Below are 20,546 nucleotides of genomic sequence, written 5' to 3'. Positions count from 1 at the left end.
TCAACTCAAGGGGGCGTAGTGAGTATTTGGAAAAAGGATTCTTACATTGTTGCCGCTGCGCCTGCTTTTGTTTTTCTTAGTGTCTATTTTTACGAGTGGGGGAGATACAACTTCTACAAGGTTCCTTCGATATTTATCAGTCTACCGACGACTAGAGTATTAATGGCCGGGATGGCGATAGCGTTCTTTTTCGCAATGCTATTTGGTTTCGTGCGAGGGATATTGCGTCGGATGCGTAGCGCCGGGGTGGTTCTCTCGATTTTCTCTTCGTTTCTGGTTTCCTATCTCCTGTTTGGCCTCCCTTTTGCGCTGATATCGGTCTCCAAGCACGCTCTTCTGTCAACGTTTATATTTCCGATTGGTTTTATGGGGCTGATGGCTCTCGATACATTAGCTACTCGGCTGGATAAAAAGGACGGGGGTCAAAGTCAGGCGGGGGAGTTGAAATCGCCAGGTGATAAGGTCGGGGATCCCCCTTTGGGATTGGGTGGCATTGCTTTTATATTTGTATATGGATTATTTTTGATTTCCTGCTTTGGGAATGGCCAAGAGCGAATGCTTCGCGGCAATGTTTGCTACGGTGATAAAATAGTGGTTGCGACGTACGGGGATCAAATGATCTTAAAGGTCGCCGATAAGCAGACGGGGGTGCTTAGCGACTCCGTCTATTTTCATCCCTTAGAAGGGGCTGAGCTTGCTAGCTGTAATCCCTCGATTGAGGGTGGAGGCGGCTTTCACGGTTGGCCTTTCAATAAAGCCTTTGATGAAGACCGGGGTAATTCCAAGGTCACTAAGAGCCACTGATCAGTCAGCGACTTCGATGCTGGCTAGCAAGTCCAAGCTATTGTTCTTGGGCGAGTTCACCGCCCGGCTGACGCGGTATGTCCCCATGGAAGGCAGTTCGCTGGCGAGCAGCATCGCCATGGCATCCTCGGGCTCGGCGGCCATCCATTCGTCGACCTGCCCGGGCTGCAACCACACCGGCATGCGGTCGTGGATATCGGCCGACACGCCGCTGCTGTCGCCAGTGATGATGGTGAAGGTGCCGAGGTTACCCTCGGCCAGCAGTGGGCTGGTGTCTTCCCACAGGCCGGCCGCCAGCATCGGGCCGGACGCGTGAATGAACCACGGATCCTTCTTCCCGTCCTCGGGGCTGACGGACCATTCGTAGTAGCCGGCCATCGGGACCACGCAGCGGCGCTTCTTGAAGGCCGCTCGGAACGCCGGCTTCGTGGCTACCGTTTCGATCCTGGCATTGATGGTCGAGCCCTGCAGGCTCTTGGCCCTCGCCCAGAAGGGCAGCAGACCCCACGCCAGGCGTGTCACCTGCCGGCCCATGCCGCGATCGAGGATGACCGATGCGCGCTGGGTCGGTGCCAGGTTGTAGCTGGGCGGCAGCTCGAGGAAGCCCTGCGCCAGGTCGGGCAGGCCGAGCTGGTCAGGCTTGAAGATGGGGGTCTGGACGAATCGGCCACACATGGGCTGACCATAGGCGGGGCAGGGTGGGGCCGGGGTGAACCCTTCACCCATGTATCGGGTTGTGAGACTGCGCCGCCCTATGCTCCCGCCCCATGGACGCCGACACCCAGACCCTGACCGCCATGCCCGATGGCTTCTGCTGGAAGCCGCGCTGCCACTTGGACACGTTTCCAACAGGGCTGTTTCTTTACGGTGAGATCGTTTCGGGTATGCACCAGCGCGTGGATGGTTCTTGGTTTGCCAGACTCCACCTTGAGGATGGAGTGGCTGCTCCGCTAGTGACTAGGTCGTGTACCTCGTTTGAAGATGGCCGCCGTGGCTGCGAGATTTGGGCGTTGCGTCATGAGATTTCATTGCGGCGAAAAGTAGCAGCGAAGATGCAGTGGATTCAAGATAATGTAGTTTTAAGAGGGCGGGGGGGGGGGGTTACTCGAACTCACTGCCTCGCTGGCCCCTAACGGCGAATGAGCATTTGCTTAAGAAAGGACGATAAACTCAAAGGTTATGGTCGATCTGCAATGCCCTAAAACCGCTAGGGAAGCGGGCCGTCTCCACCGATATGAGGCCTGGCACCAAAGTAGTTCCGTCTGGGAAAATGGTCGTTGGCTTGCCCCAGTAGAGCGACAGAAGCTTATGGGGAGTCTCAGGCAAGGGGTTCTGCTGAGCCGAGCCGGGCCCGGTGTAGACGAAGATCCAGTCGCCTTGTTGGAGTTTACTGTTTCCCAACCATAGGAAGTGGTCATTCATAGGGATATGCCCACCGCCTATGTCAGCTTTCACTGCGGTAATAATGCAGTAAGAGCTCAGGGCTACATCCCTCTGCACGCGCAGTACAACTCGCTCAAGATTGGGGACGCCTGGGTCGTAGACGCCCAGCATTTTGATCTCGTCAGTCTCGAAGTTCATTTTCTCACCCGCACGATGCGTGGTATTACCCATCCACCGCCTACCAGAATTACGGTCAGTAAAGTAAGGATTAAGCCAGTTCGATCAGATCCCGACTTGTAATTGTCCACAGCTAGCCCTGCTAGGAGCGTGGCCGCTGTCATGCAAAGCTTCGAGTAAGTCTGGGATTCTCTGGAGCTTGTGGCGCCCGTTTCAAGCTTCGCGTTAACGACGCGTAGTTGTGCGAGCTCTTCGGTGATATCCGTGTTTCTCTTCTGGCAACGTTCAAGAGATTTTCTCGTCCATTGCAAGTCAGCTTGCAGTGAATTCACCGTGCCGACTACCAGTAAAGCGGCGGTCTCGCTGCCTAAGCTGCGCGGCCGATTTTCTACGATTCCTTCTATCGCGTTTACTACTCCGGCCATCGGAAGGTTCGGTAACAATTCGCCGAGGTCCTGAGGGCCCGCAATTTGCTTGCCAGTACTGCCTGGGTTCTCAGGCTCTGGTACTGCTTCATCGTTAATTGCCACCGTCCCGCTCCCGAGGTGTCCCTACGCCGTGATGGAATCCTATGCTAGTGGCGGATATCAAACAACACCGCCGGGAGAGAGCAAAGTTCGCCGCCCCGACTGGAGGACTTAGCTCATCTATTGCGGGTAAGGGGTGTTGACCACGGTGGGGGCTATTTGCGCGGACCGGTGCGCGCTACACTCCCGACATCTTTCGTGGTCGTCGAGGGCAACATGCCTACTGTCCTAGAGCAATACCGTGTTGCCGATTTTCTTGAGTGGCAGCAACAGAATCGACTTGAATTAAATCCGAACTTCCAGCGCGGATCGGTTTGGCTGCCGCAGGCGAAGTCATTCTTGATTGACACTATTCTGCGCGAGTTGCCTATACCGAAAATCTACCTTCGGACTCGCATCGATGTCAGGTCCCGGCAGACGGTTCGTGAGGTCGTAGACGGCCAGCAGCGCCTAAGATCAATTATCGATTTTTCAAATGACAAGTTTCCTCTGATGAAGAGGGCGGGTGAGTTTGCTGGGAAGCGCTACTCTGACTTGGCGGAGGACGAAAAGGAGCGTTTCCTCGGATACTCTATCGCAGTTGATCAGTTGGTTAATGCGTCCGATGAAAATGTCTTGGAAGTATTCGCAAGGTTGAACTCTTACAGTGTGGCGTTGAATGCCCCTGAAAAGCGTCATGCTCAATATCAAGGCGAGTTCAAATGGGCGGTGCGCGAGGCGTCTCAAAGATGGGCTGTGCTCTGGGAGCGGTATAACATTTTGTCAGTCCGCGAGCGCTTGCGTATGCAGGACGATTCACTGATGGCGGAGATGCTGGGGGTCCTCTTGCAAGGCGTCGGCGACGGTGGGCAGCCAAAAATTGATGCGCTGTACAGAAAATATGATGGCGCAAAAGACTTGCCGCCCGATTTGGTGCAGAAGCTTGATCGCGTGCTTGATTATTTTGTGCAGAATCTTGCTGAGTATTTGCTGGACAGTCCGGTGCTGCGTTCCCCCCATTTCCTGATGCTATTCGCCGCGCTCGCGCATCGGATAGTTGGTGTGCCTCCGGGCGAGATCAATCCGATGCCGGATTTGGCGGAAGACTCGTTGAAGGACTTAGATGTTGTTAGGGGAAATTTGCTGACACTTGGAGCATATATTCAAGGAGAGGGGGTGGTTGGGCGGTATGAAGACTTCTATCTGAGTTCCACCAGTACAACGCACAGAATTTCTTCAAGGAAGGTTCGTTTTCCTGTGTTCGTGCGTGCCCTCTCCTCTACTCCAATTTAATTATGTTTGTGCCTGCGCTCCGGTCATTTGACCGGGAAGTCACTTGGATAGCGGCTGAGTTTGAAAGAGCCGCCCCCTTCCTTTTGGACGAAGAGTCGAACCTTCGACAGTTTGCAGTTCGTCAGCATCAGCTCGTTTGCGAAATGGCTGTTCTGAGATTGCACGATGCTTGGTCCCGCTATTGCCGTGAACTAGTGCTACTTTCCGCGTGCGGTGGCACTACGTTGAGTGGGAGGGTGATTGCTCCGGTGGTGGGCGTTGGCTGTCGCCAGCTGGCGTTGGACAAATACTTTGCTAGCTTCAAGAAGCCGAAGGCGATGGAACCTAACTGGTATTCTGCCAAGGAGGCTTCCGATGCAGCGCAGCGCATCGGCACGCTAAATAAAGGTGATCTGGCCGCTGCTTTAGGGGCTGCGGGGTCGCCTGCTGACGATCTGCGAAGGGTCCGTAACTTCTACGCGCACAGAGGTCAGAACACCGCAATTCGGGCTCTGGGCACAAGTGCAATGGTTGGCAAGGTGGCGCCTTTCGTGCATGAGCTGAATGGGTTCGGGCCAGGCGGCGAAAAGATCTTCAGTGGCTGGATAAGGGGTCTAAGGGAGATCTGGGTGGCAGCTGCGATGTGACGCAAGGGGAATAAATAGCCACCGAACTGTGGCAGGGGCAGCGTCTGGATATCTTAAGTAGTTGAAAGCATGTGATTTGTTGCGGCCTGTAAAGCTGTTGAGTGTACTGGCGAATATGGATGCGGCCACGTCCCGCAATCTGGTCCCGCCCTTAATGCCTTCGAAGTCGCAAAATCGTTTGGTTGAAGCGATGGGTCTGCGGCATGCAGACTAAACTTGATCGGTTGAATGGGGGAGAGAATGTCGTCTAGGTCGATTCCGAGTGAGCGAGAAGTTCTGCGTTGCATTTATGACCATTATGAGCCTAGATTTCCAATAGGAGGTGATGCGGCGAGCGGTACCATGGTCGCGATCGACATTGAATTGATCGCGAAGAAGCTTCGCTGTGAGAAGAATATTTTATTCGGATATCTTTATTATCACTTGGATAGGAAGTACGGATACAAAACCGGTGAGAACTCGTCCGTGCATTTATTTGCTCCAAGGGCTGGGGAGCTCAGGCATGCAATAAATCTTCCATACCTTACGGCGATTCTGGCAGTCCAAGAGCAGGAGTACACCAAGTTTTCGTGGTCATTGGGTGTCGCTATTGTCGCGTTGGTTGTTTCAGTCTTGGCCGTACTTCTGCCGCTAGTTCTAAAAGTTTGAATGACTTTCGGGTTTGAAGGTTAGGCCTCTGGAGCAGAGTCCTAGATGCATCGGCGTCCAGTGGTTGGCGGCTCTAGGCGTTGTGCTATGTCTTGATATAAGCGCCAGGCGGCGCTGGGTTGCTGAAAATCTTCTTGTTTTCGAGCTGAGTGGAGGGGCGGCTATGGGCAGCACCAAGTCCGAGATTGAATCTCTAGAAGAAGAGCTGTGGAAGCTGGATGAGAACAAGACGTTCCCCAACAAGGCACCGCTTCTTGCGCACTACACTTCGCTTGCTACTTTGGAGCAGATAGCTGGGGCAAAAGAGCTTTGGCTTTCGCATCCGTACTTGATGAATGATCACCAAGAACTTGCGTGGGCACTGGAGGAAGGAGTCCGCCGAGCGCTAGGGGATGCGCAGCTCACAGCGGCTTTGGGCGTATCCGCGGGGGAGTTTGGTGAGATTTTGTCGAATCTTAGTGGCGCCGACATCAATAGCTACAACCTGGATATATATCTCGCTTGCTTCAGTGAGCATGTATTGGACCGTGATGGAGACGGGGTTCTTTCGATGTGGAGAGCCTATGGCGGCGGCGGGAGCGGCGCTGCTCTCATTTTTGACTCATCTAAGCTTATCGCTGACGAAGCGTCGCCATTTATTCTTGCACCAGTCGCTTATTATTCCACGGAAGAGAGGCTCGCTTTTATTGACTGGGCAGTATTTATGATGTCTGTGACGGTTAAAAATATAGCGCCACTCGACCGGCACACCCTGCAGGAACTCGCTTGGATCTATTATCATCGTCTTCGGGTATTCGCCCTGTTCACCAAGCACGTTGGGTTTGCCGAAGAAAACGAATGGCGATTGGTTTATGATCCTAAACGCGATGATTGGGACGAGTACGTCGATTGCCGTAGTTACGTGATAACCAGTCGCGGCATTGAGCCGAAGCTCAAGCTGCCTTTAAATTCTGATAGATCAAGTAGCAAGGTGAAGTTCGACGAGATTCTCTCTGCTGTACTTTTGGGGCCAGCCGCAAGCTCCGCTCTCTCGCTCCATGCGACACGTCGAATGTTGAAGGAGCTGGGCTGTGCTGTTCTGAGTGAGAGCGTGTCGGCATCTGGGACTCCTCTGCGGCTGGGTTGATACCGAGGGTGGCTCTGGCGATTAAGGAAGAGATGTAACTCGATGAAGAGTGTCAATAGCGGTGGATGGTCTATCTAACTTATTGATTTAAATAGCGTTGGTGCGGCCTGCAAAGCCGCGTACGCCGGTTCAATTCCGACCCAGGCCTCCAACGCTTCATGCAGAAAGCCCGCCAATGGCGGGCTTTCTGCTATCTGCTCAGCCGGTAACTGCAGCGCGCCGCATATCACCCCACGCCCATCGCCAGCAGCGCCCGGCTGGTCCGCATCGTGCGGTCGGCCATGCCCTCCGGCGTGGCCTTGCTGGTGCTCGATCCCAGGTTGATCCGTCGGCTTACACCCAGCAGGTCATCGCGGTCGGCCAGTGCATTGAGGCCGGCGTCCTGCCACCACGCCGCAGCAGCCAACGCACCCACTTCTGGCGATTCCAGCAGCTCGGGCTGTTCCTCCAGCGGCAGGCCGAGCAGTTCGCCGATGCGGCGATAGTTGTCGCGGCCGGTCAATGCGATCGGTCCGCGGCCGCGGTAGCGATACCCATCGCCACTGGCCTCGTCGCGGTTGCCATTGCGGTTGGCGTACACGCGGTTGGCCAGCCGCTCCGGCTTGCGTACATACTGCGGCTGCTCGGCCTCGGACAGGCGCCGGCCGAATACTTCACCGATGCGTTTGCGGCTGTACGAAAGGTTTTCCTGCAGGTGCTGCAGGCTCAGGCTTTCATGGCCGGTCTGTGCCAGGAAATGCGCGATCCGCCGCGGGGTGGTGATGTCGAAACGTTGCATCGCCTCGTTCAGCGGCGCGGTCCAGCGCTGGGCCAGTGCCAGGGGGCACATCAGGATCTGCGAGAGCAGGGCGGCGTTGATCATCAGTCACTCCACGGGCTGGCGTTGGAAGGTGTGCACCAGATGAGCGCACCATCGCCCTGCAGTGGCCTGCAATCCAGTAGGGGCCGGCCGCGCGCTGCGCCGCAGGGGGCAGCCAATGCGCGGTCCGCAAACGGCCACGCGCATTACGGCATCCCGCGCAGCCCCTTATGCGGCTGCTGTCGTCACAACTGCGACGAATCCACGTAGTGGCGGCCTTGCTGGGTCAGGTCGATGTCGCCGTCTTCGCCCTGTGCGGCAAGTCCCGCTTCAACCGCCCAGTTGGCGTCTTCCTGCGCAACCGGGCGGGTGGCCTGTATGTCTTCCAGAATGCGTTGCTGCTGCGCGGTCAACTGCATGCGCGTTTTCTCCGTCTGGCGATTGAAGGTTTCAGCCTACGCAAGCGCGGTGAGGAGCGCGTCGGGACACGTCGCAGGACGCCACACGGACCGGGCGATCGAGGTGAATGATTCAGTGAGGTTCGCGGAATGTGTCTGCTGTGTCATTGACGCGTAGATAAAAGCATGTCTAATTCATAGGCATCGTGTTGCCTCGCTGGATGCCCCCGCATCCCCGCTGCCACCGATTTCGTGGAGGTCGTACATGGATTACGGCAGACAGGACCTGGCCGACCAGGTTCGCGACGAGCTGCAGGACAGCTATCAGCGGCATGGATGCGGCCCGGAGTTCTGGAATACCTACCAGCAGGTGCTGGCGCGGCTGGTACCGGAGGGGCGTGAGCGCACCCAGGTGACCAACGACATGGCGTTGCTGATCGAACAGCTTGGCATCGTCCGGCGCGCCCAGCTGGTGCCGCCGGCGGAACCGCCATCGCGTTGATTCACCCTGCCAGCGCGGCACCCAGCACGACCAGTCCCAGCAGCAGGCTCAGCAGTCCCAGCAACGCAAGCGTCCGCTGCCGTATCCACTGCGGCCGATGTCCGGCCAGTCGCTGCGGGCTGATGTGCTGGATGAGCCCGGGGCCCAGCCCTGCCGCCCGTTGCGATTGCTCACAGGCCACCGCGCAGGCACCGCAGTCCAGGCAATCGGCCTGCGGGCCATCGCGCACGTCCAGCGCCATCGGGCAGGCCTGCACGCAGCGTCGGCAGTCGGTGCAGTCGCCCAGCCGATCATCGGCGAAACGAGGCATCGGTCCGGCCAGTTGTGGATGGGCCCAGCGGAATACGTAATCCTGTGCGGTGCCGGGATCGAGCAGGCCGCGTCCGCGCTGGGCAATGCTGCCACCTCCCGGCCGCCTTGGTCCGCGCGGCTCGCCACGAGGCGCCAGGTACAGCATGCGCGGGGTGTGCCCATCGCGCAGCAGCGGCTGCAGACGCGCGAAGGGACACAGCAGGCGGCAGACATGCCGGCGCAGGAAACCGGCGTTTCCCCATGTAGCCACGGTGTAGAAGACGATCCAGAACGATTCGAAGCCATCCAGCCGCAGGGCGACGGCGCGGGCCAGCAGCGACTGGATGGGAGTGAACAGGCCGACGAAGCTCAACGCAGTCCACAGCGCGATGCCGATCCAAAGCGCATGGCGCGCGATCGGCTCCGCAGGGGACTTGCCAAGCAGGCGCCGCGTGCCGCGTTCCACCCAGGCGTACAGCGTGCTCCACACGGTCTGCGGACAGGCATGCCCACACCACAGGCGGCCGGCCAGGTGGGTGCACAAGGCCAGCGTCACCGCCAGCACCGCCAGCGCCCCCAGCAACAGGCCGGCCTGGCTGGGCCACAGGGTGAGACCGAACACATCGAAGCGGCGCTCCACCACGTCCAGCAGCACCGCCTGGCGGCCGTCCCAACGCAGCCACGGAAGGGCGTGGAAGCCGATCAGCAGCATGACCGGCAGGGCCGTTCGGGTCCACGACGGCAGCGTGGGCGGATTCATCCCAGCGGCACCTCGTCGTCGTCTCCACCGTGCGCCGATGCCGGCCGCAGCAGGTAGCAGGTTGTGGCGCTGGACAGGCTGGTGATCCCCCAGAACATGAAGAACCCAAGCGTGTAGCCCAGCCCGCGGCTGAGGCCGTGGCCGGGGAAGCTGATATCGCGCAGGCGCAGCGGATCGACGAAGGCGAAGAACACCACGCATGCCAAGGCCGCGGTGATGAAGCCTGGCCAGAGGATCGCGCCCAGCGCGGGCAAGCGTCGCCCTGGGGGCCAACGGACGTGTATGGGGCACTGTCGGGGCATGGGTCACATTCCGGCAGGAGGGCGGTGGGGGCCGACAGGAGCAGGGAGCGTCCCACCGGCAGCGGCCACTGTAGAAACCGCCCACGCCGGCGTCCTTGATCCTGATCAAGCGGGCGTTGTGGAGCCCGGTGCGATCATGGGCCATCAGACCCGCACGCATTCCATGGACACCCTGCCACTCCCGCTTCCCGTAGCCTCCCCCGACCTGTGCACCGAAGCGGAAGTGACCCGTCTTGTGCACGACTTCTATGCGCGCGTACGCGACGAACCCCGGCTGGGTCCGGTGTTCACCGCGCACGTGCAGGACTGGCCGACCCACTTGGCGCAGCTGGTCGATTTCTGGTCGGCCCTGCTGCGCGGCACCCGGCGCTTCCAGGGCTCGCCGATGTCCAAGCACATGGCCATCGATGACATGGACCGCGATCTGTTCGACCGCTGGCTGGTGTTGTTCCGGATGACCTCGGCGGAAAGTGGCAACCCGCAGATGCAGCGGCTGGCCGATGACATTGCCGCGCGCATCGCCGATACGTTCTGGAAGCGCTACCGGATGCTGCGCCTGCCATCGATCGGCCTGCCGATCCTCGGCTGATCGGCCTGGATTGATCTGGGTCAAGGCGTCTGCGCGCGGGCGCAGGCACGCTGCAGGCATGGACACGTACTCACCTGTTGAAGGCGGCCTGGCCTGGTGTTTCGACGCAGCGACCCTGCGCCGGCATGACAAACCGGGTCCGCGCTACACCTCCTACCCGACCGCGCCGCATTTCCATGAGGCATTCGGTGAGACCGACTTCACCGCCGCCTTGGCACGCAGCAACGGGCAGGCACGCGCGTTGTCGTTGTACGTGCATGTCCCGTTCTGCAGCAGCCCGTGCTTCTATTGTGGCTGCAACCGGATCATCAGCCGCGACCGCAGCCGTGGCCACGCTTACGTAGCACGGGTGCTGGCCGAGGCGGACCTGGTGGCTTCGCACATCGACCCGTCCCGCGAGGTGATCCAGCTGCACCTGGGCGGCGGGACGCCCAATTTCCTCGCCCGCGAGGCGATGACCGAACTGCTGCAGGGCCTGCGCAGGCGCTTCCGATTCAGTACCTCCGCGGCGCGCGATTTCTCCATCGAACTCGATCCGCGCTTCATCGACCGCGACGACGTGGCCCTGCTGGCCGAACTGGGATTCAACCGGGCCAGCCTGGGGGTGCAGGATTTCGATCCGGCGGTACAGGCATCGATCAACCGCCTGCAGGGCGTGGAGCAGACGCTGGATATCCTGCAGGCCTGTCGCGACCACGGCATGCGCTCGGTCAACGTGGACCTGATCTACGGCCTGCCCGGACAGAACGAACACGGCTTCGGGCGCACGCTTGAGCAGGTGCTGGCACTGCGCCCGGATCGGCTGGCGGTCTACGGCTATGCGCACCTGCCGCAGCTGTTCCGCGCGCAGCGGCAGATCGACGAATCCCGCTTGCCGGCGCCGGAGCAGAAGCTGGCGCTGCTGGGGCTGGCGGTGGAGCGGCTGCTGCAGGCCGGCTACCAGTACATCGGCATGGACCATTTCGCGCTGCCGGAAGAAGACCTGTCGCGTGCCCAGCGCGCCGGCCAGCTGCACCGCAACTTCATGGGGTACACCACCCATGCCGATACCGATCTGCTGGGCCTGGGGGTCAGCGCCATCAGCACGGTGGCCAGCAGCTACAGCCAGAACCCGCGAGACCTGCCGGCGTGGGAGGCGGCGGTCGATGCCGGGCATCTGCCGGTGTGGCGCGGCGTACAGCTCGACCAGGACGACCTGCTGCGCGCGGAGATCATCCAGCAGCTGATGTGCCACGGCCGCGTCGATGCGGCGGCCGTGTGTGCCGCGCGCGGTATCGTCTTCGAAGCGTACTTCGCCGATGCGCTGGTGCAGCTGCAGGCGCTGCAGGCCGACGGGCTGGCCGAGCTGGACGAGGGAATGGTGCGTGCCACTGAAGCGGGGCGCCCGCTGCTTCGACTGCTGGCGATGTGCTTTGACCGCTACCTGTCGCGGCCGGGACAGCCGGCGCGTTACTCGCGTGCCCTGTGAGGCATCGGGGGGTGCTGGCAAGCGGATCTGGTGCCCGGAGCCGGGATCGAACCGGCAAGACCTTGCGGTCGGCGGATTTTAAGTCCGAACTAGAATCGTTGCGGCACAAGGGTTTCAGCCTGATTTCCACTCCGCAATCGGTCAATTCCTGGCACCTTGTAACCGTTGCGGCACAAGGCTTCAAAATCCGTTGCGGAGCGATTTTCTACCGGGTCGGCGTGGTCTTCTGTCCGCGCCGTTGCCGCGTGTAGTGCTCAGTCATCGCCACTGTCGTGTGGCCCAGCTGCCGCTGCGCCTCGCGGATATCGCCAGCAGCATCGGCCTTGTCCGTGGCAGCCTTCGCGCGCAGGTCGCGGAACTGCAGGCCCTCGATGCCGGCCGCCGCGCACGCCTTGGCCCAGCGCCTGGACATGGCAGTGACGCTGACGGGTTCACCCCGTTCACTGACGATCAGGAAGGTGCTACGTACGCTTTGGCCCGCCTTACGCCCGCGCAGGCGCTCCAGCAGGACGGCCAGCTCACCCTCGACCGCGATGCGCAGCTTGGCCTTCGTCTTCCCCTGCTTGATGTTGACCACGCCGTCGCGCACGTCCATCTCGGTCAGGCTGAGCACGTCCGCCGGCCGCTGGCCGATCAGGTACGCCAGGTCCATGGCGTCCTGCACCACCGTGTCGGCCGCAGCGCGGATGGCCTGATACTGGTCGTCCTCGATGTAGGCGTCCCGGCCAGTCTCCTTGAACCCCTTGATGCCGGCGCAGGGGTTCGACAGCGTCGTGTAGCCCTTGTCGCGCGCGAAGTTCCAGATGTGCGACAGCAGGGCTTTTTCCCGGTTGGCTCGCACCATGCCAGTGCCGCCCCGCGTCCGCCACGTCAGGTACTGCCGCACCCGCAGTGGTGTGATCGCCTCCAGCGGGCAGGGCGGGTCATCGAAGAACCCATACAGCTTGTCCAGCTCACGCCGGTTGTCCTCCTGGGTGCGCGCGGCTTTGGTGATCATCACCTCGCGCCGGTACGAGTCGCTCACCATCCGGAAGGTCAGCACGGCTACGGCCTTCGCCTTGCGGCCGCCCTCGAGTACAGCCCACTTCTTGATCGCCAGCGCATAATCGCTGCCCAGCGGGGTCTCGACGCGGGGCTTGCCGCCATTGTCGTAGTAATAGAACACCACGCCGGACTTCTGCTTGCGCTGGCGAAGCCGGGGGATCGCCCCAGCGTTCTTCGGTTTCCTGCCCATCGTCATGCCACCTTGTTCGGCTTCCATTCTGCGACAGCGGTGGCCACTGCCACCGTGCTATCCGGCGCACCTTCCAGCGTCGCCCACAACACGCGCGGCCGGCCGTCCAGGCCCTTGTAGTGCGCGATCCCGTTGAGGATCAGGAACTCCATCTGCTTGGTCGCATAGGGCGTGCCGCACAGGTCGCGCATCTCCTCGCGGGACAGGCACACGGCTCCGGCGGGGTTGATGGCCTGCTTATTCTGTCTGGCCATGTTGATTTTCTCCGGTCAGTTCGTAGGGTCCGGCACTGCCGAGCCAAGCTCGGCGCATGCCCGATCGATGGTGTCGCGCAGCGCCAGGTTCTCCCTGGCCAGCTGCTCGATGCGCTGGGCGGCGATCACCAGCTGCTCGCGCAGGGCGTCCTTGCGCGGCTGCTTCATGCGGCGCGGCTCGCGGAGGAAGAGTTGGGGCGTCATCCCGCCTTCTCTTCCATGAGAGGGCCCCACGCGGCCAGCAGATCGGCCTGAGCAGTCGAAGGCGGCATCGCTGGTTTCATCAGGCGCTGGTGCAGCATGGAATGGAACTCCGTGGCGCCGACGCGCACCTTGATCCGCTGCATGGCGGAAAGCAGCATCTGCGTCTCTCCGTCGTGGAACCGCTCCTTGAATGCCCACGGATCCTCGCCGGGATACCAGCGTTTCGGCTCATGCCCGGACGCCAGAAAGACCCGCCTGCCGGATACTTCCAAAAGCCCCCACTGAGGCGGCATCTCCTCAGCGCGCAACAGGCCGCGCGGCGCCATGAAGTAACGGTAAATGCCCAGCCCGCGTGCCGGCTCGGCGCGGAATGGCTTCTTCCGGTCGGCCAGGAAGTCAGAGCGGCTGACCTTGCACTCGACCAGCAGCGTCTGCCCGCAGTACCAGCCGATGGCGTCGGGATTCTCGCCGTTGCCGGTGGCCGCGCACAGCTCTTCCAGCACCACCGAGCAGCCTGCCGTGTTGCGCAGCCAGCGCCCTGCGATCAGCACCAACTCGGCATGCGTGAGCCCGCTCACAGCGCCCACCACTTCGTCCGCCCGCACCGGCACCGCATGTCGCCGGACCGGCAGGGGATCGTGTAGCGGTGGATCCGGAGCAGGCAGAGTAGGCGGCGGATCATGCCGGCACCCTCCCTACAGCCCGCCAACCCCACCGCAGCGCGGCCTTAGCCACCCGGAGCGCGTACACGATCAGGGCGAAGGCCCCGAAGCCGACGAAGAGCAGCACCGCGGCGATGAGCAGGCGGCTCATTTCGGTGAGGAAGAGGTGGACGATCACGACTGCACCGCCTTGTTTCCGTCGATCAGGGCCAGCAGGCGACTCGCTTGCGAATACACCACTCGGGAATGCGGCTGCTTTTCGGCACTGAATGCGAATTCTTCGCCAAACTTTGCTAGCGCGATGAACTGCTCTAGGTCCACGGCCTGCGCGGGCGACAAGCCGTTCTTCTGGCAGAACTCGGCGACACGCTCGGATAGGCGGCGTTTCGCGTATTCGTCGCCTGGATGGCGAGCAAGGTAATCAGCGGCATCGCCGATCCCCTGCAGGCCGGTGATCCGCTGGTACGGTTGATCGGACTGCGCGGGCGGGCAGGCAGCGGCCATGGCCCGGTAGCAGGCAGCGTTCGTGTGGTCATCTCCTAGATTGCCGCTGCGGTATTCCTCGCTGTCGTGATACGCATCGGCGGCAGCGAGCATTTCAGCCGTGACCACTGGCTCCTGCCCCACCGGCTGGCGGGCGGCGAGGGCATCGAGCAAGCCCATGATCTGGCGGCAGTCGCGCGCCGCTTCTGCCAAGTAACGCCCGAAGTTCTCGCCCGAATAGGCATGCGGCCCTCTCTGGTGCCCCAGCGCAACCGTGCGGTGGACGCTGGAAACGAGGCTCTTCAGCTGCTCGACGTCCAGCCCAGCCCCCTGCACCTCGCCAACCTGCTGCTTGCCAGTTGCGGCGAGGGCGGCCTGCCATCCGAGTTTCGCGTGGTTGAGCCCGCTATCGACGTAGTTGCCATGCTCGTCGTCATCGACAGCCGCACCGATGCTCTGCGCCCACGCCTCAAACTCCGCCCGCTCCCGCAGCTCATCCCGCAGCCGCACGGCCTCGGGCTTGTCCTGCATGCGCTCGGTGTTCTGTCCGGCGCGGAAGCTGGCAGCCATCTTCGACGGCGTGTAGCTGGGCAGATGGTCGGCCACCAGAAGCCCGCTACCGGCCTTCGCGGCCATCCTGTTGCAGCGGTTCGCGATCTCGATCAGGTCCAGGCCGGGCTCTTTAAACAGCGCCTCGCCCAGCTGCGCGGTCAGCCGCTCCACAGCGGCGGTGGTCAGTTCGGTGTTCATGCGCCGTCCTCCTCGGTGCCTGCGCCGTGCTGCAGCGCCTTGGCCACCACTTCTTCGCCTGCAACGGTCAGCTGGAACTCGTCGTTGTCGTCGCCCTCGACAACCCAGCCCCGCGCCTGCAGGTCGAGCATCTGCGACAGCGTGAGGTTAGTGACCCCGGCCCAAGAGAACTGCGTGTCGCAAACGATCAGGTGGCGAACGGCGTCGATGGTGCTGATGGGCTTCTCAGTGTTCATGACTTGCTCCTCTGTGCCGCGAGCCGTTCCAGGCGCTCGGCTTCCTTGGTGTGGTGGTCGGCCCGCTCGCGGGCGGTGAAGTAGCCCGTGTCTCCCATATCCAGCGCGTGCTGGGCTGCTTGGCGATAGGCTGCTGCGAGGCGGGCCGGGTCGTGGTCGAAAATGTCGAGCTGGCTGGTCACTTGCGCGCCCCCTTCTTCCGACCCTCGATCCGGGATTCCTGCACCTGCCGACGGGTCACGTCCGGCCGCAGGGCGCTGTTGCCGAGGACCTCGATCTGCCCGCCCTTGCGCTGGAAGGTGGCGATGTGGGCTGCGATGGTCGCGCTCTCGCAGGCCTTCTGCCGGTCCGTCTCGCCGCTGAAAACCGGCTCCACGTGGATGCTGGTCATGCGGCCTCCCACTCGGCGCGGTACTTGTTAATGGCCGCGTTTGCTTCATCCACGCTGATCTCGCCCACAGCCCGCCATACAGCATTGGCGAACGCCTCGGGATCGCCATGGGCGGCTTTCAGGCGGCGCTGCCCTGCCGTCAAACCGTCAGCGCCCTTGCGCTTCGGAGACAGCCAGTTGTTCCAGGCGCCACGCGCCCATGCCACGGTGTAGAAGCAGCACAGCACGACAATTCCCCACTGCTCGGCCGATATCGCCGATGCGAACCAGAATGGCTGCCCCGCCAGCCCGAACAGGCATGCGAAGCGACGTACACCCTCATGCTTGGACTGCGTCAGCCAGATGGCCGTGACGCCGGTTGCTGCGATTGCGATTTGCTCGATCATGCAATGCTCCTCATCGGCTCGCGGCTGACAGGCCCGAACCACAGGTTGTTGGCGTTGAGAATCTTGATTTCGTCTGGGTCACGCTTCACGGCAGGCAGCGGATCGCGCAGGCGGCGGTCGGAGTTCGCGCACGGGCTGCAGCGGGCCTGCGGCTTGCCATTCACCAGCGGGAACTTGCGCAGCGGCAGGACTGCGGCGCATCTGGTGCAGGAGCGGGTCATTGCGAAATTCTCCGTGCTGATTCAAGGGAAGCCCAGGTGAGGGGGAAGGGGCCGCGCTTGATGCGCCGCGATGCGCTCTTAAGTGAAACTCCCAGCCTTTTTGCGACCTGCGCGGTGGTGTAGCTCTTGCCCTCGACCACGCTGGCGAACTGCTGGGCACGGATGAGGCCGGCGCGGCGGTAGCTGGCGGCAAGGCCGGGATATGCGCTCACGTCCATCAGGCGGCCTCCTGCTCGGGCTGGCGCAGTGCCGCCTCGTAGCTGTCCACGACCGCGCGGAACCGTTCAAGGTCGGCCTGCATGCTGGCGATGAACGCCTCGTCGCGTTCGAACCGGCGCCACCACAGCTGCTTACCGACGGACTCCAGCGCCGGGCAGAACATGCCGATGTGCCACCACTGCCGGCCGGTGATCCACATGCAGCCCTGCGCCTGTTCGAACACGTCGCTCGCGTCGTTATCGACGTGGAACGCGCGCAGCTTCTCCGGGTTGATGAAGCACTTGTATTCCGAGCCGCCGTCGGCGTTGATCAGCCCGTCGGCCGAGCAGCCGTAGTTACCGCAGTCGCTCAGGACAAAGCCGGCGCGCTGCACGATCAGGCCCGACTGGATCTCATGCTCGGCGCGGGCAGCGGGCTCCAGGTCCTTGCCGCGACGCATGGCGAAGGTCTCGAAACCCTCGTCCAGCGGCTCGCCGCTGATGCGCTCGATGGCCAGGCGGAAGGCGTAGTTCTTCGCCTCCTCGCTGTAGTCGCCAACCGGCTCGCCGGCCAGCGCTCTCTCAATGATCGCGGACTTCGGCAGCGCCTTGTAACCTGCCGCCAACGCGGCATCCTTCGGGGCAGAGCCGGCCAGCACCGCGTCCACGTACTGCTGCTGGCGCTCGTCCAGCTCTCCGACGCGCTTACGGGCCACGCCGAACATGCTGGCGGTGATGATGCCGGCGCGGGCGTTGTGCCATGCAACGCTGCCCTGCTCGCAGGGTATGAGCATCATTCGACCACCTCCGCAGTGGCCTTCTCGGCGTCAGCCTTCAACGCGTCCAGCCCCGAGCCGCCGATCAGCTTGCGCTGCTGCGGCGTGAGCTTCGACCACGCTTCGCCCAGCGCTTCCAGGCCGGCCGTGGCGATGTCCTGCAGGCTGGCATACAGCGCGGTGCGCTCAGCCTCCTGCTCAGCCGTCATTTCGGGCGGCGGCAATGCGGCCTGCTGGGTCACAGATTGCCCGCTCAGCACGGCCAGGCCTTCCCCGCCGTCGGTGTTCAGGTGATGGATCGCAGTGTCCAGCCGCTCGGTCTTCGGCCAGTACTTGTAGGCGCGCTTCACGACGGTCTTTTTCGCCATCTCGCCCCAGTCGGTTTTCCACGGAGACGACTTGCCGGCCTTTACCGACTGCGACCGGTTCATTATCCCGTCGATCTCTTCGCGGCTCATGGTGTCCGTCAGGTAGTCGCCGTCGACGGTCTTGACCACCACATAGGCGCCGATCACCGCGCCGCGATCCGTAGCGAACGGGTTGCGCAAGTGGGTGGGCTGCTGGTCCACGCCGTTCAGACCGAAGGTGTCCGCCTCATACACCAGCTCTGCCTGACCCCAGCGAATCGACCCGGAGTCGATTGCCAGATCCATCAGGCCCATGTAGCTGATGTCCAGGCATATCTTGCCGTCGCGCGGCACCAGGTACGCCTGTTTCTTGGCCGGGTTGAGGCTGATGCCGATGGCCGCGATGTTCACCACCGCGTTGATCACCGACTGGCGATTGCTCATCGCGATCTTCATCGCGTAGTCGTTGCCGTACAGCGCCTGCAGGGCGAACTCGGCCTCGCGGTCGAAGTTGATGGAGCGATCGGTCAGCACCGAGACGAACGAATCCCGTGTGTCGTAGATGGACTGATCGATGGTGACGATCTGGTTCATGGCTTCTCTGCTGAAAGGTGGAATAGGTGCCCGGCTTCGTGGACCGCCGCCGGGCTGGCGGACCCTGCGCTACAAGGGGAGTGAGCGCAGGGCAGGGGGATTCAGTTCGGCCAGCACATCGCGGCAAACGGCCCGAAGACCATCGCGTAGCAGGCAACGCACGCCGCGAAGTCAGACCAGCTGCGGCAGCCGGTGGCGGTCAGGAGGCGCATCAGGCGACCTCCATACACTCGCCGTTGCACTCGTTTTCCCTGCACTCAGGACACGGCGCCGGAGGATTCAGTTCGGCGCGCCGGGCATCTGCCATGCGCTTCGCTTCGTCCATGCTGCTGGCTATGAAGACCGGATACTCAGCCGTAGGCTGCCTGGAGATGGAAGCCAACCGGATCCGCTCGGGGACCGACAAGCTTTTGTCGATGAAGCGAACGGTGGTCTGCTTCCCTTCCGGGTAGTGCAAAGTCCACATGGACGGGAAAACCTCGCCATCAGCGTGGCTGTCGGTGAGCAGACGCTTCACGGCGTCGAGATGCTGGGCTTGCAGGGCGGCAAGCTTGCGCATCACCTTCTCGGTGACCAGCACGCCGCAATAAACGCCAGCCGTGTAGTCATAGAGGGTGCCGGGGTGCATCTCGTAGCCAGCGTCAGCGCTCATCGCAATCTCCTTCAACGCAGATGCCGTGCTCGGCCTCGTGCTGGTTCATGGGGTCGTACGGCAGGACGCCGACGGCGTGCGGGTTGTTGATCTCGAAGTCGCTGTTGCCGAGCAACAGGCCGTCCATGAACAGCTCCGTGACCTCGTAGTCAGGGCGGACAGGCGGCGCGATATCCGGCAGGCCGCCGAACTGGCGGGCGAACTGGTCGTCCAGGTGGGCGCGGATGGTCATGGACGGCGCTCCAAGGTGTCAGTCCAATAATGGTTGTCATCGGGAACCCTCGCCTTCTCACATCGGCCAGCAACGTGCCAGCTCAATCCAATAGGGCTCGGCTCTCCTTCGTAGAACCACCACTCGCAGTTGAAGTCCTGTGCCAAGTACGCAGCCCACTCCGGGGCATCCTTCCAATCCGGCTTCATACGATTGCTCCAACGATCAGTGCGAAGAGGGCGCCGATGCAGAAGGCCATGCCGCCGATCACTGCCATGGTCGTGATGGCGTACCGGTGCGCTGCGCGGTCAGTGGCGGTCATGCGGCACCTTCCTGAGCCTGCGCGGCCTCTTCGTTACGCTGCTGCAACACGTCAACCGAGAAGGCGGCGAACTCGCCGTCGAACTCGTGGCCGAACCATTCGCAGAAGTTGCCGATCCCGTGCTCGCGGATTGCGTTGTCCATCCGGTCACCGCCAGTCCTCTCTGGAACTGCCGGCAGGGCCCCAGGCTGCAGCAGCGACTTATCCAGTACGGCGGTCATGCGGCACCCCGGACGCGGGCGAGGGCGGCGACCAGCCGTGGAATCTCCATGCCGAGGATGAAGGCGTCGGCCTGCGTCTCCTCCGCCGCCTCGATCAGCTCGGCGAATGCGGCACACGCCTCTGCCAGCTCGGTCGCCGCCTTGTTGGTCACGCGGAACGCGCCCGTGTCCTGCGCGTAGCTCGCCAGCACATCGACAGGGGCGCTCATGCGTAGCTCCTCAGCAGCGACACGGCCGTCTCGTACTCGGAGTCGAGGATGTTCGAGCCAGCAACCATTTCGCGGGCGTGGCGCAGCGAGGCTTCGCGGAACAGGCGGCCGATCTCGCGGTCATTGCCGACCACCATGGCGCGGCTCATCTCAGCCGCCTCATCGGCGGTCAGGCTGACTTCGCCCAGCGAGGTCTTGGTGCGCGCCAGCAGCTCAATGGCGTCGGTCGTGCGGTCGAGGATCGTGGAATGGGTCAGCGGCATTCCTGCGCCGTCGTAGTCGATCCATGCGGCGTTGTGGAGGGCCATGGCTCAGGCCTCCGTGCCGTCGGAGTTGATGGCGACCATCTCGCCATCGACTTCCGCGAAGCAGGGGCCAGACACAGCCTCGACGGCAGCGCGAAGATCAGCGCCAGCGTAGAAGTCATGTTCCTGGACGCGGCTGCGGCAGAACTGGATCAGGACTGCGAGCTGCTCCGGGGTTGCGTTGAACTGCTGGGCTGCCATTTCGATTCCCGTCTGGAT

General features: G+C 62.1%; 35 protein-coding genes. 8 read left to right on the top strand and 27 right to left on the bottom strand.

From position 1 onward, the window contains the following. Nucleotides 1–18 precede the first annotated feature (18 nt). Entirely contained in the window at nucleotides 19–804 is a 786-nt protein-coding gene (locus ACI2JH_RS06775) for a hypothetical protein (protein WP_404735771.1), read from the top strand. On the opposite strand, the gene ACI2JH_RS06770 is transcribed toward ACI2JH_RS06775, so the two are convergent. From ACI2JH_RS06770 to ACI2JH_RS06760, 3 genes are all read right to left on the bottom strand, one after another. After that, a complete protein-coding gene (locus tag ACI2JH_RS06770; protein WP_404735788.1) occupies nucleotides 805–1,479 on the bottom strand; it encodes an SOS response-associated peptidase in 675 nt (224 codons plus the stop codon). A gap of 495 nt (nucleotides 1,480–1,974) precedes the next feature. Continuing rightward, the gene (locus tag ACI2JH_RS06765; protein WP_404735770.1) at nucleotides 1,975–2,385 is read right to left on the bottom strand and encodes a hypothetical protein; all 411 of its coding nucleotides are present in this window, start codon (nucleotides 2,383–2,385) and stop codon (nucleotides 1,975–1,977) included. Further along, the gene (locus ACI2JH_RS06760) at nucleotides 2,382–2,894 is read right to left on the bottom strand and encodes a hypothetical protein (protein ID WP_404735769.1); all 513 of its coding nucleotides are present in this window, start codon (nucleotides 2,892–2,894) and stop codon (nucleotides 2,382–2,384) included. Before ACI2JH_RS06760 ends, ACI2JH_RS06765 begins: the two co-directional genes overlap by 4 nt. Before the next feature lie 213 nt (nucleotides 2,895–3,107). On the opposite strand from ACI2JH_RS06760, the gene ACI2JH_RS06755 reads away from it, so the two are divergent. The 4 genes from ACI2JH_RS06755 (at nucleotide 3,108) to ACI2JH_RS06740 (ending at nucleotide 6,563) form a co-directional block, all read left to right on the top strand. Continuing rightward, nucleotides 3,108–4,163 (top strand): DUF262 domain-containing protein, encoded by a 1,056-nt coding sequence (locus ACI2JH_RS06755; RefSeq protein ID WP_404735768.1) that lies wholly within the window; start codon nucleotides 3,108–3,110, stop codon nucleotides 4,161–4,163. Nucleotides 4,164–4,399: 236 nt separating this feature from the next. Further along, complete coding sequence (locus tag ACI2JH_RS06750; protein ID WP_404735767.1) at nucleotides 4,400–4,789, top strand: hypothetical protein; 390 nt, start codon at nucleotides 4,400–4,402, stop codon at nucleotides 4,787–4,789. 342 nt (nucleotides 4,790–5,131) lie between these two features. Continuing rightward, nucleotides 5,132–5,437 carry a hypothetical protein gene (locus ACI2JH_RS06745; RefSeq protein WP_404735766.1) on the top strand — a complete coding sequence of 102 codons (306 nt, stop codon included), beginning with the start codon at nucleotides 5,132–5,134 and terminating at the stop codon, nucleotides 5,435–5,437. 163 nt (nucleotides 5,438–5,600) lie between these two features. Then, a complete protein-coding gene (locus ACI2JH_RS06740) occupies nucleotides 5,601–6,563 on the top strand; it encodes a DUF2971 domain-containing protein (protein ID WP_404735765.1) in 963 nt (320 codons plus the stop codon). Nucleotides 6,564–6,789: 226 nt separating this feature from the next. On the opposite strand, the gene ACI2JH_RS06735 is transcribed toward ACI2JH_RS06740, so the two are convergent. Continuing rightward, a complete protein-coding gene (locus tag ACI2JH_RS06735) occupies nucleotides 6,790–7,425 on the bottom strand; it encodes a glycoside hydrolase family 19 protein (RefSeq protein ID WP_404735764.1) in 636 nt (211 codons plus the stop codon). A 182-nt stretch (nucleotides 7,426–7,607) separates the two neighbouring features. Beyond that, a complete protein-coding gene (locus tag ACI2JH_RS06730; RefSeq protein ID WP_182655478.1) occupies nucleotides 7,608–7,781 on the bottom strand; it encodes a hypothetical protein in 174 nt (57 codons plus the stop codon). Nucleotides 7,782–8,025: 244 nt separating this feature from the next. On the opposite strand from ACI2JH_RS06730, the gene ACI2JH_RS06725 reads away from it, so the two are divergent. Beyond that, nucleotides 8,026–8,262 carry a hypothetical protein gene (locus tag ACI2JH_RS06725; RefSeq protein ID WP_404735763.1) on the top strand — a complete coding sequence of 79 codons (237 nt, stop codon included), beginning with the start codon at nucleotides 8,026–8,028 and terminating at the stop codon, nucleotides 8,260–8,262. 1 nt (nucleotide 8,263) lies between these two features. Here ACI2JH_RS06725 and ACI2JH_RS06720 read toward each other — a convergent pair whose 3' ends face one another. Together ACI2JH_RS06720 and ACI2JH_RS06715 are read right to left on the bottom strand one after the other, a co-directional pair. Then, nucleotides 8,264–9,313: a 4Fe-4S dicluster domain-containing protein gene (locus ACI2JH_RS06720; RefSeq protein WP_404735762.1), complete on the bottom strand. Its 1,050-nt coding sequence runs from the start codon at nucleotides 9,311–9,313 to the stop codon at nucleotides 8,264–8,266. Next, nucleotides 9,310–9,615, bottom strand: a complete 306-nt coding sequence (locus ACI2JH_RS06715) for a hypothetical protein (protein WP_404735761.1) — start codon at nucleotides 9,613–9,615, stop codon at nucleotides 9,310–9,312. Before ACI2JH_RS06715 ends, ACI2JH_RS06720 begins: the two co-directional genes overlap by 4 nt. A gap of 136 nt (nucleotides 9,616–9,751) precedes the next feature. On the opposite strand from ACI2JH_RS06715, the gene ACI2JH_RS06710 reads away from it, so the two are divergent. Together ACI2JH_RS06710 and hemN are read left to right on the top strand one after the other, a co-directional pair. Further along, nucleotides 9,752–10,204, top strand: coding sequence for a group III truncated hemoglobin (locus tag ACI2JH_RS06710; RefSeq protein WP_404735760.1), 453 nt, complete (start codon nucleotides 9,752–9,754; stop codon nucleotides 10,202–10,204). A gap of 58 nt (nucleotides 10,205–10,262) precedes the next feature. Beyond that, the gene (gene hemN / locus ACI2JH_RS06705) at nucleotides 10,263–11,672 is read left to right on the top strand and encodes an oxygen-independent coproporphyrinogen III oxidase (protein WP_404735759.1); all 1,410 of its coding nucleotides are present in this window, start codon (nucleotides 10,263–10,265) and stop codon (nucleotides 11,670–11,672) included. Nucleotides 11,673–11,877: 205 nt separating this feature from the next. Here hemN and xerC read toward each other — a convergent pair whose 3' ends face one another. The 20 genes from xerC to ACI2JH_RS06605 form a co-directional block, all read right to left on the bottom strand. Beyond that, nucleotides 11,878–12,906, bottom strand: a complete 1,029-nt coding sequence (gene xerC / locus ACI2JH_RS06700) for a tyrosine recombinase XerC (RefSeq protein ID WP_404735787.1) — start codon at nucleotides 12,904–12,906, stop codon at nucleotides 11,878–11,880. Between the two features lie 2 nt (nucleotides 12,907–12,908). Next, nucleotides 12,909–13,160 carry a DUF4224 domain-containing protein gene (locus ACI2JH_RS06695; RefSeq protein WP_404735758.1) on the bottom strand — a complete coding sequence of 84 codons (252 nt, stop codon included), beginning with the start codon at nucleotides 13,158–13,160 and terminating at the stop codon, nucleotides 12,909–12,911. A 15-nt stretch (nucleotides 13,161–13,175) separates the two neighbouring features. Beyond that, entirely contained in the window at nucleotides 13,176–13,364 is a 189-nt protein-coding gene (locus ACI2JH_RS06690) for a hypothetical protein (protein ID WP_404735757.1), read from the bottom strand. Further along, a complete protein-coding gene (locus ACI2JH_RS06685; RefSeq protein WP_404735756.1) occupies nucleotides 13,361–13,942 on the bottom strand; it encodes a hypothetical protein in 582 nt (193 codons plus the stop codon). The genes ACI2JH_RS06690 and ACI2JH_RS06685 overlap by 4 nt, the downstream gene beginning before the upstream one ends. A gap of 100 nt (nucleotides 13,943–14,042) precedes the next feature. Beyond that, nucleotides 14,043–14,204 (bottom strand): hypothetical protein, encoded by a 162-nt coding sequence (locus ACI2JH_RS06680; protein WP_404735755.1) that lies wholly within the window; start codon nucleotides 14,202–14,204, stop codon nucleotides 14,043–14,045. Beyond that, entirely contained in the window at nucleotides 14,201–15,259 is a 1,059-nt protein-coding gene (locus tag ACI2JH_RS06675; protein ID WP_404735754.1) for a hypothetical protein, read from the bottom strand. Before ACI2JH_RS06675 ends, ACI2JH_RS06680 begins: the two co-directional genes overlap by 4 nt. Next, complete coding sequence (locus ACI2JH_RS06670; protein ID WP_404735753.1) at nucleotides 15,256–15,495, bottom strand: hypothetical protein; 240 nt, start codon at nucleotides 15,493–15,495, stop codon at nucleotides 15,256–15,258. Before ACI2JH_RS06670 ends, ACI2JH_RS06675 begins: the two co-directional genes overlap by 4 nt. Continuing rightward, nucleotides 15,492–15,677, bottom strand: a complete 186-nt coding sequence (locus ACI2JH_RS06665) for a hypothetical protein (RefSeq protein WP_404735752.1) — start codon at nucleotides 15,675–15,677, stop codon at nucleotides 15,492–15,494. The genes ACI2JH_RS06670 and ACI2JH_RS06665 overlap by 4 nt, the downstream gene beginning before the upstream one ends. Continuing rightward, nucleotides 15,674–15,886 carry a hypothetical protein gene (locus ACI2JH_RS06660; RefSeq protein ID WP_404735751.1) on the bottom strand — a complete coding sequence of 71 codons (213 nt, stop codon included), beginning with the start codon at nucleotides 15,884–15,886 and terminating at the stop codon, nucleotides 15,674–15,676. Before ACI2JH_RS06660 ends, ACI2JH_RS06665 begins: the two co-directional genes overlap by 4 nt. Then, a complete protein-coding gene (locus ACI2JH_RS06655) occupies nucleotides 15,883–16,272 on the bottom strand; it encodes a hypothetical protein (RefSeq protein WP_404735750.1) in 390 nt (129 codons plus the stop codon). The genes ACI2JH_RS06660 and ACI2JH_RS06655 overlap by 4 nt, the downstream gene beginning before the upstream one ends. After that, nucleotides 16,269–16,493, bottom strand: a complete 225-nt coding sequence (locus tag ACI2JH_RS06650; RefSeq protein WP_404735749.1) for a hypothetical protein — start codon at nucleotides 16,491–16,493, stop codon at nucleotides 16,269–16,271. Before ACI2JH_RS06650 ends, ACI2JH_RS06655 begins: the two co-directional genes overlap by 4 nt. Beyond that, nucleotides 16,490–16,711, bottom strand: a complete 222-nt coding sequence (locus tag ACI2JH_RS06645; RefSeq protein WP_404735748.1) for a hypothetical protein — start codon at nucleotides 16,709–16,711, stop codon at nucleotides 16,490–16,492. The genes ACI2JH_RS06650 and ACI2JH_RS06645 overlap by 4 nt, the downstream gene beginning before the upstream one ends. Beyond that, nucleotides 16,711–17,487: a lambda exonuclease family protein gene (locus ACI2JH_RS06640; protein ID WP_404735747.1), complete on the bottom strand. Its 777-nt coding sequence runs from the start codon at nucleotides 17,485–17,487 to the stop codon at nucleotides 16,711–16,713. Before ACI2JH_RS06640 ends, ACI2JH_RS06645 begins: the two co-directional genes overlap by 1 nt. Further along, nucleotides 17,484–18,407, bottom strand: a complete 924-nt coding sequence (locus ACI2JH_RS06635) for a recombinase RecT (RefSeq protein WP_404735746.1) — start codon at nucleotides 18,405–18,407, stop codon at nucleotides 17,484–17,486. Before ACI2JH_RS06635 ends, ACI2JH_RS06640 begins: the two co-directional genes overlap by 4 nt. Nucleotides 18,408–18,618: 211 nt before the next feature. Next, nucleotides 18,619–19,059: a hypothetical protein gene (locus ACI2JH_RS06630; RefSeq protein ID WP_404735745.1), complete on the bottom strand. Its 441-nt coding sequence runs from the start codon at nucleotides 19,057–19,059 to the stop codon at nucleotides 18,619–18,621. Beyond that, nucleotides 19,049–19,291, bottom strand: a complete 243-nt coding sequence (locus ACI2JH_RS06625; RefSeq protein ID WP_404735744.1) for a hypothetical protein — start codon at nucleotides 19,289–19,291, stop codon at nucleotides 19,049–19,051. The genes ACI2JH_RS06630 and ACI2JH_RS06625 overlap by 11 nt, the downstream gene beginning before the upstream one ends. 297 nt (nucleotides 19,292–19,588) lie before the next feature. Further along, the gene (locus ACI2JH_RS06620) at nucleotides 19,589–19,813 is read right to left on the bottom strand and encodes a hypothetical protein (protein WP_404735743.1); all 225 of its coding nucleotides are present in this window, start codon (nucleotides 19,811–19,813) and stop codon (nucleotides 19,589–19,591) included. Next, nucleotides 19,810–20,022 carry a hypothetical protein gene (locus tag ACI2JH_RS06615; RefSeq protein WP_404735742.1) on the bottom strand — a complete coding sequence of 71 codons (213 nt, stop codon included), beginning with the start codon at nucleotides 20,020–20,022 and terminating at the stop codon, nucleotides 19,810–19,812. The genes ACI2JH_RS06620 and ACI2JH_RS06615 overlap by 4 nt, the downstream gene beginning before the upstream one ends. Continuing rightward, complete coding sequence (locus ACI2JH_RS06610; RefSeq protein ID WP_404735741.1) at nucleotides 20,019–20,330, bottom strand: hypothetical protein; 312 nt, start codon at nucleotides 20,328–20,330, stop codon at nucleotides 20,019–20,021. The genes ACI2JH_RS06615 and ACI2JH_RS06610 overlap by 4 nt, the downstream gene beginning before the upstream one ends. Before the next feature lie 3 nt (nucleotides 20,331–20,333). After that, nucleotides 20,334–20,528 (bottom strand): hypothetical protein, encoded by a 195-nt coding sequence (locus ACI2JH_RS06605; protein ID WP_404735740.1) that lies wholly within the window; start codon nucleotides 20,526–20,528, stop codon nucleotides 20,334–20,336. Nucleotides 20,529–20,546: the final 18 nt, after the last annotated feature.

This window comes from Stenotrophomonas sp. NPDC078853 (assembly GCF_044901215.1).
Lineage (GTDB): Bacteria > Pseudomonadota > Gammaproteobacteria > Xanthomonadales > Xanthomonadaceae > Stenotrophomonas > Stenotrophomonas lacuserhaii.
Note: the sequence above shows the minus strand (reverse complement) of the source record. Positions and strands in the feature narration are given on the sequence as shown.